13 protein-coding genes are annotated in these 15133 nt (G+C 67.2%); 7 read left to right on the top strand and 6 right to left on the bottom strand.

The genetic code is table 11. From position 1 onward, the window contains the following. Positions 1-15 precede the first annotated feature (15 nt). Positions 16-1386, bottom strand: coding sequence for a formimidoylglutamate deiminase (locus tag AC5P68_RS04955; protein WP_288419743.1), 1371 nt, complete (start codon positions 1384-1386; stop codon positions 16-18). 67 nt (positions 1387-1453) lie between these two features. Between AC5P68_RS04955 and hutI the strand changes: the two genes are divergently transcribed. From hutI to AC5P68_RS04985, 6 genes are all read left to right on the top strand, one after another. Further along, entirely contained in the window at positions 1454-2677 is a 1224-nt protein-coding gene (gene hutI, locus AC5P68_RS04960; RefSeq protein WP_288419744.1) for an imidazolonepropionase, read from the top strand. Continuing rightward, positions 2674-4215 (top strand): histidine ammonia-lyase, encoded by a 1542-nt coding sequence (gene hutH, locus AC5P68_RS04965; protein ID WP_049431539.1) that lies wholly within the window; start codon positions 2674-2676, stop codon positions 4213-4215. The genes hutI and hutH overlap by 4 nt, the downstream gene beginning before the upstream one ends. Continuing rightward, positions 4212-5066 (top strand): N-formylglutamate deformylase, encoded by an 855-nt coding sequence (hutG, locus tag AC5P68_RS04970; protein ID WP_049403091.1) that lies wholly within the window; start codon positions 4212-4214, stop codon positions 5064-5066. The genes hutH and hutG overlap by 4 nt, the downstream gene beginning before the upstream one ends. Beyond that, on the top strand, positions 5063-6730 hold the full coding sequence (gene hutU, locus AC5P68_RS04975) for a urocanate hydratase (RefSeq protein WP_231522420.1): 1668 nt from the start codon (positions 5063-5065) through the stop codon (positions 6728-6730). Before hutG ends, hutU begins: the two co-directional genes overlap by 4 nt. Positions 6731-6879: 149 nt before the next feature. Next, positions 6880-8316, top strand: a complete 1437-nt coding sequence (locus AC5P68_RS04980; RefSeq protein WP_231522421.1) for a serine hydrolase domain-containing protein — start codon at positions 6880-6882, stop codon at positions 8314-8316. A gap of 193 nt (positions 8317-8509) precedes the next feature. Beyond that, complete coding sequence (locus tag AC5P68_RS04985) at positions 8510-10621, top strand: TonB-dependent receptor family protein (RefSeq protein ID WP_231522422.1); 2112 nt, start codon at positions 8510-8512, stop codon at positions 10619-10621. 46 nt (positions 10622-10667) lie between these two features. Here the strand turns inward: AC5P68_RS04985 and AC5P68_RS04990 are convergent, their stop codons facing one another. From AC5P68_RS04990 to AC5P68_RS05000, 3 genes are all read right to left on the bottom strand, one after another. Continuing rightward, positions 10668-11186 (bottom strand): hypothetical protein, encoded by a 519-nt coding sequence (locus tag AC5P68_RS04990; RefSeq protein ID WP_331283607.1) that lies wholly within the window; start codon positions 11184-11186, stop codon positions 10668-10670. 366 nt (positions 11187-11552) lie between these two features. Continuing rightward, entirely contained in the window at positions 11553-11936 is a 384-nt protein-coding gene (locus AC5P68_RS04995) for a nuclear transport factor 2 family protein (protein WP_049403097.1), read from the bottom strand. Positions 11937-11989: 53 nt separating this feature from the next. After that, a complete protein-coding gene (locus AC5P68_RS05000; RefSeq protein WP_231522424.1) occupies positions 11990-12565 on the bottom strand; it encodes a TetR/AcrR family transcriptional regulator in 576 nt (191 codons plus the stop codon). 69 nt (positions 12566-12634) lie between these two features. On the opposite strand from AC5P68_RS05000, the gene AC5P68_RS05005 reads away from it, so the two are divergent. Then, complete coding sequence (locus AC5P68_RS05005) at positions 12635-13180, top strand: thioesterase family protein (RefSeq protein ID WP_184013597.1); 546 nt, start codon at positions 12635-12637, stop codon at positions 13178-13180. 105 nt (positions 13181-13285) lie between these two features. On the opposite strand, the gene AC5P68_RS05010 is transcribed toward AC5P68_RS05005, so the two are convergent. Together AC5P68_RS05010 and AC5P68_RS05015 are read right to left on the bottom strand one after the other, a co-directional pair. After that, positions 13286-14077 carry an SGNH/GDSL hydrolase family protein gene (locus AC5P68_RS05010; protein ID WP_231522425.1) on the bottom strand — a complete coding sequence of 264 codons (792 nt, stop codon included), beginning with the start codon at positions 14075-14077 and terminating at the stop codon, positions 13286-13288. Positions 14078-14126: 49 nt separating this feature from the next. Then, a complete protein-coding gene (locus AC5P68_RS05015; protein WP_049452058.1) occupies positions 14127-15092 on the bottom strand; it encodes a DUF2268 domain-containing putative Zn-dependent protease in 966 nt (321 codons plus the stop codon). Between the last annotated feature and the right edge of the window lie 41 nt (positions 15093-15133).

Genomic DNA, 15133 nt, shown 5'->3' on the forward strand with positions numbered 1-15133 from the left:
GGTAGCGGGAGGCGATCAGCCCAGCACGCCACGCAGGGCGGCGGTAAAGGCGGTGGTGATCGCCTCGCGCTGCAGGTGGCGGCCCTCGGCCACGCATTGGCGGCCATGGCGCCAGACCGATCGCAGCGCGCCATTACGTGCGGCGAACACCCAGCTGTCAAGCCATGCGTCATCCTGTCGCGCCTGCAGCGCCGGGTGCCCGGCATCCAGTTCGACCAGGTCGGCACTGCCGCCGATCTGCAGGCCAGCGGCCACGCCCAGCGCCTGTGCACCACCGTGCAGTGCGCCTTCGAACAGGAAGCGGCCGGTACTGCGGGTGGCATCCGGGGCCAGCACGTTGCGACCGCGCAGGGTCAGGCGCTGGCCGTATTCGAGCAGGCGCAGTTCTTCGGCCGCATCGATCAGCACATTGGAATCGGAGCCGACACCGAAGCGCCCGCCCTCGCGCGCGAACGCCTGCATCGGGAACAGGCCGTCGCCCAGATTGGCTTCGGTGATCGGGCACAGGCCGGCCACGGCCTGGCTGGCCACGATGGCGGCGCGCTCATCGTCGGTGATGTGGGTGGCGTGCACCAGGCACCAGCGCGCATCCACCGGTGCATGGTCGTACAGCCACTGCACCGGACGCTGGCCGCTCCAGGCCAGGCAGGCCTCGACTTCACGCACCTGCTCGGCGATATGGATGTGCACCGGGCCGTCGGTCAGCGGCAGCAACGCACTCAATTCCTCGCCGGTGACTGCACGCAGGCTGTGCGGCGCGATGCCGAGCACCGCATCCGGCAGCGCGGCCAGTGCCGGCTTGGCGGCGTCCAGCAGCTGCGCGAAACCGTCCACGTCGTGGATCAGGCGACGCTGTGCCGGATTCGGCGGCGCCCCGCCGAAATCGGCATGTGCATAGAACACCGGCAGCAGGGTCAGGCCGATGCCGGTCTGGTCGGCGGCGGCAGCAATCCGTGCACTCATCTCGGCGCGGTTGGCATAGGCGCGACCCTCGGCGTCGTGGTGCAGGTAATGGAATTCGCCGACGCGGGTGAAGCCGCTTTCCAGCATTTCCATGTAGGCCTGGGCGGCGATGGCCTGCACTGCGTCCGGGCGCAGATGGGCCAGAAAACGGTACATCAGCTCACGCCAGCTCCAGAAGCTGTCACCGTCACCGCCGCCGATCTCGGTCAGCCCGGCCATGCCGCGCTGGAAGGCATGGCTGTGCAGGTTGGGCAGGCCCGGCACCAGGATGCCGACGCGGGAGTCGCCGTGCTGGGCGCCCTGCCCCATGTGGATCGCCGTGATGCGGCCGTCCTGCACCTGCAGGCGGACATCGCGGGCCCAGCCATCGGCCAGAAGGGCGTGGGTGGCATGGAAACAGAGCGGGGAACGCGAATCGGACATGGCTGGACAACCCGAAATGGACGCCTATATTGTATAGACATATAAGCACAGCCGCGTTGTGGATGCCATGCACGTCGATACCCTCTGGTCCAACGTCCACCTGATCACCCTCGATGGCGAGGGGCTGGGTGTCATCCGCGATGGCGTGCTGGCCTGCGCCGACGGCCGCATCGTCCATGTCGGCCCGGCCGGCAGCGACGCCCACCTGCAGCCGACCACCCGCATCGATGGCGAAGGCCGCTGGATCTCGCCCGGCCTGATCGACTGCCACACCCACCTGGTCTACGCCGGCAACCGCGCCAACGAATTCGAGCAGCGCCTGCAGGGCGTCAGTTATGCCGAGATCGCCCGTGCCGGCGGCGGCATCGTCTCCACCGTGCGCGCCACCCGTGCTGCCACCCCGGAACAGCTGGCCAGCGAAAGCCGGCCGCGCCTGCTGGCGATGCGTGCCGAAGGCGTGACCACGATCGAAATCAAGTCCGGCTACGGCCTGACCCTGCCCGACGAACGCAAGCAGCTGCAGGTAGCGCGTGCGCTGGGCGAGGAGTGCCGGATCAACGTGGTGACCACATTCCTCGGCGCACACGCGATTCCGCCAGGCCGCGAGGCGCAGGAATACACCGACGAGGTGTGCAACGTGATGATTCCGGCCATCGCCGCCGAAGGCCTGGCCGAAGCGGTGGACGTATTCTGCGAGAACATCGCCTTCTCGCCGGCGCAGGCGCGGCAGGTCTTCGAAGCGGCGCGCGCCAACGGGCTGGCGGTGAAGATCCATGCCGAGCAGCTGAGCAACCAGCATGGCGCCGAACTGGCCGCCAGCTTCGGTGCCCTCTCGGCCGACCATATCGAACATCTGGACGATGCCGGCATCGCCGCGATGGCCGCCGCCGGCACCGTCGCCGTGCTGTTGCCTGGCGCCTTCTATTTCACCCGCGATACCACCCTGCCGCCGATCGCTGCGCTGCGTGCGGCCGCCGTGCCGCTGGCGCTGGCCACCGACAGCAATCCGGGCACTTCGCCGCTGACCAGCCCGCTGCTGGCGATGAACATGGGCGCCACCCTGTTCCGCCTGACCGTGGATGAGTGCATCGCCGGCTTCACCCGTGAAGCGGCGCGCGCGCTCGGACGCAGCGACCGCATCGGCCGCCTCGCCGTGGGCCTGGACTGCGACCTGGCGATCTGGGACATCGATGCCCCCGCCGACCTGGTCTATCGCATTGGATTCAACCCGCTGCACGCGCGCGTGGTGCGCGGACAGCCCGACCTGCCTGCCTCCTGGAGCAACACATGAGCAACACCCTGGTTCTTCGCCCCGGCCATGTCACTCTTGCCCAGTGGCGGCAGGTCTATCGCGGTGCGCCGCTTGCACTGGACCCGGCCGCGCTGCCGGTGGTGCGCGCCAGTGCTGCGGCGGTGGCCGCCATCGTCGCCAAGGGCGCGCCGGTGTATGGCATCAACACCGGTTTCGGCAAGCTGGCCAGCGTGCGCATCGAGCGCGAAGATCTGGCCACCCTGCAGCGGAACATCGTGCTCTCGCATGCCGCCGGCGTGGGCGAGCCGATGCCGGCCAGCGTGGTGCGCCTGATGATGGCGCTTAAGCTGGTCAGCCTGGCGCAGGGTGCGTCAGGCATTCGCGAGGAGACCCTGCTGCTGCTGGAAGCGATGCTGGTCAAGGGCGTGCTGCCGGTGGTGCCCGCACAGGGTTCGGTGGGTGCCTCGGGTGACCTGGCGCCGCTCTCGCACCTGGCCAGCGTGATGCTGGGCGTAGGCGAAGCCTTCATCGGTGACGAGCGCCTACCGGCAGCCGACGCACTGGCACGTGCCGGCCTGCAGCCGATCGAACTGGGCGCGAAGGAAGGCCTGGCGCTGCTCAACGGCACCCAGTTCTCCACCGCCTATGCGCTGGCGGGCCTGTTCGAGATCGAGACGGTGTTCCAGGCCGCACTGGTGACCGGCGCACTGTCGGTGGAAGCAGCCAAGGGTTCCGACACGCCCTTCGACCCGCGCATCCACGCGATCCGCGGCCAGCGCGGGCAGATCGCCGCCGCCGCCACCCTGCGCGCGCTGATGCAGGGCTCGGACATCCGCGAGTCGCATCGCGACAACGACGTGCGCGTGCAGGACCCGTACTGCCTGCGCTGCCAGCCGCAGGTGATGGGCGCGGCGCTGGACATCCTGCGCCAGGCCGCGACCACGCTGGAAATTGAAGCCAACGGCGTGTCCGACAATCCGCTGGTGTTCACCGACACCGGCGAAGCGCTGTCCGGTGGCAACTTCCACGCCGAGCCAGTGGCCTTCGCCGCCGACATGCTGGCGATGGCGGTGTGCGAGATCGGTTCGATCAGCGAGCGCCGCCTGGCGATGCTGGTGGACCCGGCCCTGTCCGGCCTGCCGGCGTTCCTGACCCCGCGCCCGGGCCTGAATTCCGGCTTCATGATTCCGCAGGTGACCGCCGCTGCACTGGTCTCGGAAAACAAGCAGCGCGCCTACCCGGCCAGCGTTGATTCGATTCCGACCTCGGCCAACCAGGAAGACCATGTGTCGATGGCCGCGCATGGCGCACGCCGGCTGATGCAGATGGCCGAGAACGCGGCCAACGTGATCGGCATCGAGCTGCTGGCCGCTGCGCAGGGATGCGACTTCCACGCGCCGCTGCGCTCCAGCGCCGCGCTGGAAACGGTGCGCGCCACCCTGCGTGCGCAGGTGCCGACGCTGGAAGAAGACCGCTATTTCCACCCCGACATGGTGACCGCCACGAATCTTGTGCGCAGTGGCGCGCTGGCGCAGGGCCTGGGCGATCTGTTGCCGACTGTGGAACCGCAGGCATGACGACCCTTCCTGAATGGTTGACGGTGCACGAGGGCGATGCCCCCCTCATCGTCAGCTTCCCGCATACCGGCAGCGAGCTGCCGCACGACCTGATCGGCGACTACCACTCGCCGTGGCTGGCCCGCCGCGATGCCGACTGGTGGGTGCACGAGCTGTACGACTTCGTGCGCGGCATGGGCGCGACCACGGTGCGCTCGGCGATCTCGCGTTCGGTGATCGACCTCAACCGCGATCCCAGCGGCGTGTCGCTGTACCCGGGCCAGAACACGACCGGCCTGTGTCCGCTGACCACCTTCGACAACCAGCCGCTGTACCACGCCGGGCGCGAACCGGACGAAGCAGAAATCGCCCGTCGCCGCGACACGTATTTCCTGCCCTACCACGATGCGCTGGCCGCACAGATCACCCGCCTGCGTGCACGACACGGCACCGTGGTGGTGTACGACGCGCATTCGATCCGCTCGCACATCCCGCACCTGTTCGACGGCGAGCTGCCGCAGTTCAACCTCGGTACCGCCGGCCCGTCCGGCGCACCAGACACCTCCTGCGACAACGCCTTGAGCGACGTGGTGGAGAACCTGCTGAAGATCAGCGGCATGAGCCAGGTGCGCAACGGCCGCTTCAAGGGCGGCTGGATCACCCGCCACTACAGCAACGTCGCCGGCGGCGTGCACAGCCTGCAGATGGAGCTGGCCTGCCGCGGCTACATGCACGAACCGTTGCCCGACCAGGTGGACGAGCACAGCTGGCCCACCCCGCTCGACCCCGACCACGCCGCACCGCTGCGCCACACCCTGGCGCAGGTGCTCAATGCCTGCCTTGAATTCGCTACGAACCGGAGCGCCGCATGACCCGCAACGACCCATCCCGCACCGTCGCCGCGCCGACCGGCACCACGCTCAATGCCAAGAGCTGGCTGACCGAAGCACCGCTGCGCATGCTGATGAACAACCTGCACCCGGATGTGGCCGAGCGGCCGCAGGAACTGGTGGTGTACGGCGGCATCGGCCGCGCCGCGCGTGACTGGGAGAGCTTCGATGCGATCGTCGAAACGCTCAAGCGACTGGACGATGACCAGACCCTGCTGGTGCAGTCCGGCAAGCCCGTGGGCGTGTTCCGCACCCACGCCGATGCACCGCGCGTGCTGATCGCCAATTCCAACCTGGTGCCGCGCTGGGCCAACTGGGACCACTTCAACGAGCTGGATAAGAAGGGCCTGGCCATGTACGGCCAGATGACCGCCGGCAGCTGGATCTACATCGGTGCGCAGGGCATCGTGCAGGGCACCTACGAGACCTTCGTGGAAATGGGGCGCCAGCATTTCGGCGGCGACCTGACCGGGAAGTGGCTGTTCACCGGTGGCCTCGGCGGCATGGGTGGTGCACAGCCGCTGGCTGCCGTGATGGCCGGCGCCTCCTGCCTGGCCGTCGAGTGCCGCAAGAGCAGCATCGACATGCGCCTGCGCACCGGCTACCTGGATACCTGGACCGACAACCTGGACGAAGCGCTGCGCCTGATCGATGAATCGTGCAAGGCCGGTACGCCGAAGTCGGTGGGCCTGCTCGGCAACGTCGCCGACGTGCTGGCCGAACTGCTCAAGCGCGGCGTGAAGCCGGACCTGCTGACCGACCAGACCTCCGCGCACGACCCGGTGAACGGCTACCTGCCGCAGGGCTGGACGGTCGAGCAGTGGGACGAGAAGCGCGTTTCCGCCCCCAAGGAAGTGGAGAAGGCCGCGCGCGCATCGATGGCCAACCACATCCGCGCCATGCTCGGCTTCCACGCGCTGGGCGTGCCGACCGTGGACTACGGCAACAACCTGCGGCAGATGGCGCTGGAAGAAGGTGTGGCCAATGCCTTCGATTTCCCGGGTTTCGTGCCGGCCTACATCCGCCCGCTGTTCTGCCGTGGCATCGGCCCGTTCCGTTGGGCGGCACTGAGTGGCGACCCGGAAGACATCGCCAAGACCGATGCCAAGGTGAAGGAACTGATTCCGGACAACCCGCACCTGCACCGCTGGCTGGACATGGCCGCCGAGAAGATCAAGTTCCAGGGCCTGCCGGCGCGCATCTGCTGGGTCGGCCTGGGTGATCGTGATCGACTTGGCCTGGCGTTCAACGAGATGGTCGCCAACGGCGAACTGAAGGCGCCGGTGGTGATCGGTCGCGACCATCTGGACAGTGGCAGCGTCGCCTCGCCGAACCGCGAAACCGAAGCGATGGCCGACGGCTCCGACGCGGTGTCCGACTGGCCGCTGCTGAACGCCCTGCTCAACACCGCCAGCGGCGCGACCTGGGTCTCGCTGCACCATGGCGGCGGCGTGGGCATGGGCTTCTCCCAGCATGCCGGCATGGTGATCGTCTGCGACGGTACCGAGGCAGCGGCGAAGCGGATTGGCCGCGTGCTGTGGAACGACCCGGCCACCGGCGTGATGCGCCATGCCGACGCGGGCTATGAGATCGCGATTGAATGCGCGAAGGAAAAGGGGCTGGATCTGCCGGGCATCCTCGGCTGATCGCAGGGGTGCCGGCCAGCGGCCGGCACTACCGGAAACGTGTGGTAGTGCCGGCCGCTGGCCGGCTCTCCCTGATGCGGGAATCGGTGCCCTTGACCCGCTCTTCCGACGTGACCAACATGCGCCATCACCGCTGATGGATCACCGCGATGTACCGCACCCTGGCCGTTGCATTGCTCTGCACGCTGTTTGCGATCCCACCCGTTTCGGCGCTTGAAACTGCCGGCGATCTTTCCAAGCAGCTCAGCACCCAACTGCAGACCAACCGCGAACGCTACGGCATCGCCGGCCAGGCGGTACTGGTCGCCCACAACGGTCAGGTGCTGTACCAGGGCGCCAGCGGTGAACGTGATCCCGCTACCCATGCGCCCGCCACCGTCGAGACCATCTTCGCCGCGCAGTCGATGGCCAAGCTGCTGACCAGCACGCTGGTGATGCAACTGGTCGACCAGGGCAAGGTGGATCTGGATGCGTCGGCGAGCCGCTATGTGCCGGACCTGCCGACTGCATGGCAGGCAATCCACGTGCGCGACTTCCTCAACCACAGCTCGGGTATCGGCGAGTACTACAACCGGGTGGATAACCGCTGGGTGAGCAAGGGCTACCCCGGTGTAGCGCCTGACCTTGGCACTGCGCTGAAGGTGGCCGGCGCTGTACCGATGCAGTTCGCCACCGGCAGCCGCGTGCAGTACACCCAGGCCAACTACCTGGTGCTGACGGCGTTGCTGCAAGCGCACTACCGCAAGCCCTACCCGGCCATCGCTCGCGAACGCATCCTGCAACCGCTGAAGATGACCAGCACCTCGTGGGGCGTTGCCAGCGTGCCAGCCAAGCGCGCGGCGGTGCCTTACACCGGCAAGGACGGCCAGCTGCAGCCGGCCAATGAAGATGCCTGGCCGGACTACGGCTGGGGCCATGCCGATCTGCAGACCACCGTGGGCGACATGAACCGTTTCCTGCAGGCGCTGGCGAGCGGAAAGCTGGTGCGCACGGCGACCCTGGAAAAGCTCTGGCAGCCGCAGAAACTGAGCGGTGGCGGCAGCAATTTCTTCTCCACCGGTTGGGACACCACCCGAAGCGACGGCTACACCCAGGTCGGCCATGACGGCGGCACCCGCGTACGTGCCCGGCTGGCCTACAAGGGCACGCTGGCCAGTGGCTACTGGATGTTCGTGTACCTGACCAACGGCAGCGCCCGCAATGTCTGGTCCAGCACGCTGGTGGAGAGCACGATGGCGGTGGTTGCGCCCGGGGAGTTTCCGCACGCTGTGCTGTCCGAGCGGCTGATCGGCTATGCGCTGGATGACAGCACCGATGCGAAACCGCGAATGCGTAGCTGGCTGCGCGACAGCAATGGCGTTCCCACCGATGAACTGGAACGTGCGATCAATGCCGATGGCTATGCCATCCGCGAGAGTCTGGGTGCCAGCAAGGCACTGAAAGTGTTCGCGCTCAACGCCGAGTTGTATCCGGATTCGGCCAACGCGTGGGACAGCCTGGCCGAGTGCCATGCGGCATTGGGCGATAGGGAAGCGGCTGATCGGCTGTACGCGAAGGCCAAGGCGCTGGCGAAGCCCTCGCCCTGAACCCTGCTGCAGAGCCGAGCCCATGCTCGGCTGCTCTTCGTTGCGATCTCAGGAGACCCGCGCTGCGCGCGATAGCCGAGCATGGACTCGGCTCTACATGGATGTTGCGGGCGGCCATACGCGAGCGACGGGTGACGTGACGCCGCCGACCTGTTAACTTGCGCGCCACTTTGGTAGTTTACAGCATTCCCGCATGTCGCTCTCGTCGTACCGCCCCACCCCCTCGCTGCTGTTCCTGGCCGTTTCCCTCGGCCTCTCTTCCACCGCCGCTGCGGCCCCACAGGCCACCACGCTGGATGCCGTGCAGGTCACCGCTGCCGCCGATGCCAGCGCGCAGGCGCGCGAGGCGCTGAAGCGCGTGCCCGGCGCCAGCAACCTGATCGACATGGCCAAGGCCGACAGCCGACTGTCCACCAGCGCCGATGTGCTGGCCTACCAGCCGGGTATCAGCGCGCAGTCGCCGGGTAATGAGGGCACCAAGATCTCGATCCGTGGCTCGGGCATCAACCGGGGCCCGGGCGCGCACGCCTCGGGTATTGCGGTGTCGATCGACGGCCTGCCACTGACCGGCCCGGGGGGCACGCCCTACGAGCTGCTGGAACCGCTGTGGCTGTCGCGCGTGGAAGTCCTGCGCGGCGCCAACGGCTTCGAGCGCGGTGCGTTGGCGCTGGGTGGTGCCATCGACTACGTCAGCCGCAGCGGTCGTGATTCGGCGGGCGTGCAGCTGCACTACGAAGCCGGCAGCCGTGGCTACCAGAAGCGCGGCATCAGCTGGGGCGGCGTCAGTGGTGATGTCGACTACTTCCTGGCCTACACCGATACCGAATTCGACGGTTACCAGCGTCATACGCGCGGCGACGGCAAGGGTGCGATGGCGAATGTGGGATGGCAGATCACGCCCGACCTGCAGACGCGCTTCTTCGTGCGCTATCGCGAAACCAATCATGAAACGCCCGGCCGCCTGACCCGCGATCAGATCCGCAACGATCCGCGTGCCGCGAATGCGGCCAACCTGGCCATCGATGCACGTCGCCCGCAGCCGGGCAGCACCTGGGTGGGCAACGTCACCACGCTGCAGATCGATGAGGACTCCTCGTTGCAGGCCGGGCTGGTCTATCACAAGTACCCGATGGACTTGAACGAGAGCCTGTACCGGCAGCAGCTGGACTACGCCAACCTCAACGCCACGCTGGACTACCGCCGCCGCCACCGGCTGTTCGGCCTGGACAGCGAGACCACGGTCGGCCTGCGCGTCACCCACGATCTGGACGCCGATGTGCGCGAGTCGCTGCGCTTTGCCAGCAACGGCTATGCCGCCGGTACGCGCACGCGTGACTTCCGGCACCACGGCACCGACAGCACGCTGCACGTCAGCAACACCCTGGCGTTGAACGACCGTCTGCGCATGCAGACCGGGCTGGCGCTGATCAACACCCGCCGCGATGTGCAGGTGACCTGGCCAAGCAGTGGTGGCCGCCTGCGCGACCACGACTGGGACTATGCGCCGCGACTGGGCTTCACTTGGCAGCACAGCGCCCAGACCCAGTGGTTCGGCAACCTCAGCCGCTCGGTGGAGGCGCCACATCCGTGGTCGATGATCTGGGGCTCGAACCAGTACTTCGGGCCGGGCAATGGCCCGTCCAGCGGCCGCCAGCGCGCGCCGGTGCCGATGCGGAACCAGACCGCCACCACGCTGGAACTGGGCGCGCGCGGTGACGCCGCGCTGGGCCGCTGGGAACTGACCGGCTACTACGCTCACGTGAACCACGAACTGCTGAGCGTCGAACTGCAACCGGTGCCGAACCTGTTCATCGCCGAGAACAACGCCAGCCCCACCGTTCACCGCGGCATCGAGGCCGGATTGGACAGCACGCTGTGGCAGGCTGCACCGGGCCGCCTGTCGCTGCGCCAGGCGTATACCTTCAGCGATTTCCGCTATCGCCACGACGCGCGTTTCGGCAGCAACCGCCTGCCCGGCCTGCCGCGCCACGCCTACCAGGCCGAGCTGCGCTTCGATCATGCATCCGGCCTGTACGCCGCGCTCAATACCGAATACGCCTCGCGCATCGCCGTCGACTACGCCAACAGCTACTGGGCTGACAGCCACGTGATCTTCGGCAGCCGCATCGGCTACGACGCACCCGGTGGCCGCTGGCAGGCCTGGGCGGAGATGCGCAACCTCGGCAACCGCCACTACGCCGCCACGGTCACGCCGGGCTACGACGACGCAGGCAGGGATATTGCCCGCTCGACGCCAGGCGAAGGCCGTGGCATCTACGCTGGTGTGCGTTTGCGGTTTGACTGATGACCGCAGGCGGCGCCGGGTGTGATCCGGCGCCGTCGTTCCAGGATCAGCCGATACGCCAGGCCGGCAGGCGCTCGCTGCGCTTCCAGATGGAAGGTGCGAAACCAATCAACGCCAGCGCCGCCAGCCACTTCGGTGAGGTGTTGAGCAGTGTCGAGGTAAGCGAACCATCGACAGGGGCGGCCATTTCCTGCCACGGGTTGTAGCCCAGGTAGACGACGCTGCCAGCCCACCACAGCAATGCCACACCGACACCCATCAGCAACAGAGCCAGCGTGCGGCAGGTCCAGCGCTGCGAGGTGGTGCCCCACTCGCGGGACGCCGCTACCAGCAGGCCCACCACCAGCAGCGACACCAGTGCAACCAGCCCGATATCGACCTTGTGCCCGATACGCTCATAGCTGCAGGCGCGGCATCGCGCCTCTTCCGCGGCAGTGGCGGCTTCGGCGCCATCGGCCTGCCGGGCTGCGGGCTGCGCCAGCGCTGCAAACGGCATCAGTACCGCCAGCAGCGTCACCATGATCCAACGAAACAACGTCCTGTTCCTGCGTGCAGCGACATCCATGCGCATGTCCTTGTCAGGGTTGGTTGAAGCCGGGCCACGTTCCGGGTCCCCTGAGCCGATCATAGCGCAGGGCCGGGGAGGAACGAAAACCGCGAAGAGGGCCAGGCGTGGCCAACCGCGCTGCTGCAAGTGCCGGCGCGCACGCACGACTTCGCTGCCGCGGTTCATCGGCAATGCAAGCGGACTGCGTGAAAATTGGCGCGAGCGCTTCATGCCGCCGCCAGGAAGCGGGAGGCATCGCGGCCAGGGACCTCGGGAACCTGATGCTGCATGCGGACATCCTTGCCGGGCACGCGTAGGCGGTGTTGGGCGGATTCTACCGCGAGCGGGTCCGCTGTCCAGACGGCGGTTCCAAGCGGCCGATCCTCAGCTGCGATCAATGATCCGTTCGATGCGGCCACCCGCGAACACGAACTCGCTCTGGCCCTGCAGTTCCAGCTCGGTGCCCGCGCGCGGCCCATCGGGAACATCCTGCGCGAACACGCCGCGCCAGCCAATCGTCGCCATCGCCTGGTCGCCATCGAACTCCAGCGCCAGCAAGCGCTGTTCGCGCTCGCGGAACAGCGACGCAGAGTGGCGTGCCAGTTCGCCAAAGGCATCGATGCCTTCAGTGACCATCGTCAACTGGCCGCCACTGTGATTCTCGAAACGTACGTTGTGCGCCAGCACTGCCAGCATGGCGTCGATATCGAAGCGGTTGTAGGCCTGCAGGTAGTGCTCGATCACCTGGCGGCGATGCGGTTCGTCCATGGCGGCATCCAGTCGTGGGCTGCTGGCGAGTCTGGCCTGCCTGCACCGGCCGATCAAGGCCGCGTGGCGGCCTTCAGCAACTGCGCGGCCACCTGGTCGAACGGGGCGATGTCCTGCAGTGCGCGGCACATCGCCACGGCGCCTTCCACGCTGGCGATCACCAGGCTGGCCAGTCCATCCGCCGCCGCAGGTTCGTGGCCGTCGGCAATGAAGGCTGCGGCGAGATGCCGCTGCCAGCGCGCGAACACCTCTGCGGCGGCCACGCGCGGTTGGCTGGTAACCGCCTCGACCGGCTCTTCGACGGCAGCGGCCAGCACCGGACAACCCGCGCGGAACCCGGAACGCAGCAAGCGCTCGCGCCACATCGCCAGGAACTGCTGCAGACCCTGCACGGCCCCAACCTTCAACAACTCAACGAGGAGCGCCTCCACCTTGTCACCAGCCATGTGGGTGGCGCGCGCCAGCAGCTCCTGCTTGCCGCCGGGAAAGTGGTGATAGGTGGAACCCAGCGGCGCCTCGGCCAGCTTGGTCACCTCACGAATGCTGGTGGCATTGAGACCCACGCGCGCCAGCATCTGTGCCGCAGCATCAATCACGCGTTGTGGCGCATCAGAGGGGCGCGGGCTCACGGCAGGCTCCTTGCCAGGACGGTCGTCATAAATTAGCGTATCGGCGATTCTATAACAGTCGTCATAACCATGAATCTCTGGTTCCGCCTGCTCCACCTGCTGCTGTGCAGCCTGTTCCGGCCGAAGCTGGAGGCGCCGTTCGGGGTCTCGCGGCTGCAGTTCCGGGTACTGCCCAACGACCTGGACAGCAACCTGCACATGACCAACGGCCGCTACTGGAACATCTTCGATCTGGGCCGGCTGGACCTGATCCTGCGCATGGGCCTGGGCCGGGTGGCGCTGCGCGAGAAGTGGGCACCGATCGTCGGCGCCGGCACCATCCAGTTCCGCCGCGAACTGAAGCCGTTCCAGCGCTTCACCCTGGAAACACGCCTGGTCGGCTGGATCGGCTCGCGCGGCATCATGGAGCAGCGCGTGCTGATCGGGCCCGAGCAGAAGATCGCCACCCGTGCGCTGCTGGTCACCGGCATCTACGACCGTCGCGCGCGCCAGTTCCTGAGGATGCCGAGGATGATGGAAGCGATCGGCGTGGTTGCCCCGCCGTCGCCGCCGCTCAGTGCAGCCGCCGAGGCGCTGCTGGCGGCCGATGCGGCGTTGAAGCAGGACGACGCCTGAGCTTCAGATGGCGGCTATCTGCATGGGGTGATTTCCCCCGCGACGCTGGCGGCCCGCGCTGCAGTTGGATGTCGCACCCGATCGGCATAGCCGATCCGCTGGTGATCAGTTTCCATGCTCCAACGCGCGTTTGACCGCTGCCTCGGCCAACGGCGCCATCACCGCATAGCCCTTCGCCGTCGGATGCACGCCATCCTCGGCCAGCTGCGGATCGAGTCCTCCGGCGGCATTGACCATCGACGTGTAGTAGTCCAGATAGACCAGCTGCTGCGCATCGGCATAGCGCTTCAATGCCGTGTTCAATGCGCGCACCTTGGGCGCAGGTGCCGTGCCCGGCAGCCACGGGTAATCGCTGACCGGCAGCACCGATGCCAGCACCACGGCGATGCCATGTGCACGCGCCAGGTCCACCATCGCGTGCAGGTTGTCTTCGATCATCGCCTGCGTGGACGGGCCGGTGTTGCCGGCAATGTCGTTGGTGCCGGCCAGGATCACCACCACCTGTGGCTTCAGTGCCAGCACGTCCTGCGGGAAGCGCACCAGCATCTGCGCCGTGGTCTGGCCGCTGATGCCGCGGTTGAGCCAGCCCTTGCCGGGGAAGAATCCAGCGCTGCCTTCCGCACCCCAGCCTTCGGTGATCGAGTCGCCGAAGAACACCACGCGCGGCTGGCCCGGCACGGCCGCAGGCAGTCGCGCGTTGGCATCACGATAGCGCTGCAACTCCGGAAAATCGGCCAGGCGCTGCTGCATGAAACGAACCTCGTCGGGGCGCAACTGGTCGATGGGCGTCTGCAGCAGCGGATTGACTGCGACGACTTCGGCGGCACCCAGCGGAGAAGCCAACGCGAGGCCCAACGTCACGACGGTTGCAGCGGCAAGCTCAACAGGTCCACGCATGCGGGTACTCCTGAAATCATCTTGCGCAGTCTAACGCCCTGCCCTGTGCTCAGCGTGCAGCCGTACGCGCCGCTACACCCGTGACTTTCGCCGGCATCCACATGCCCGGCGTCCAGCCACTGGCGGCCAGGATCGTTTTCGGGTTGTCCTGCTGGATCAGCGCACGCACCGCATCACGCTTCTCCTTGGCCTGCAGGTAATAGGCCTTGGCGATGCGGTAACCCACCCAGTACCCCAGGTCGTAGGGTTCCTGCGAGCCAGGCTTGTAGTTGTACAGCCACGGCGACAGATCGGTGCTGTCCAGATCCAGCGCGAACGCGCTTTCGATATGCACTTCCCGGCCACGGGTCCAGGCCGCGTGACGCCCATTGCCGACGTTGCCGGAAATCAGCTCGGTGATGAATTCGGCGATGCCTTCGCCCAACGACACGCGCAGCACCGTGGCACGCGGGTCACCCGGCTCGAAGTCGATCAGGCCGGTCTGCTGGATGTGCACGTATTCGTGTGCGATCACGTGCACGAAGCGATCCTGCACATTGGCATGCATGAAGTCGGCCGCGCACAGCGCTTCCAGACCAATGATCACGCCGCTTTTAGAGGTCAGCCCGACCGGCCGGCCGCGGCCCACCGCGATGGTCACCGGCGGGAACCGGGTCTGCGGGTAGATCGCCTGCAGGTTGGAAAACACCTGTACCAACCGTTGCTTCACCGCGGGCAGTTCGGCCAGGCAGTTTCGTCCCTGTGCATACAGCTCGGGCTGGCTGGCGATGGACTCGGCAATGCGTTCGGGAGTGACCCGGCGCGCCTTGGCCAGTTCGGCCAGGCCGGCCGAACCCTCGGCCAGGTATCCACGCAGCTGCGCAACGCTGGGCTTGCCGCCAGCGCTGTCATAAAGTGCATAGAAACGGCTGACATCCTCGGTGAGGATCTGCGGCCCTGCCGGTACCGCTGCGGTGGCCACGCCTACCGCCCCGGCACAGGCCAGGGCCAACAGGCCGCGCAGGATCATGAACATCGCTCCGTCCTTGGTGGAGTGCATGCGAAGCGCGCAATCTA

The organism is Stenotrophomonas sp. YJH_SMC_58 (assembly GCF_059369635.1).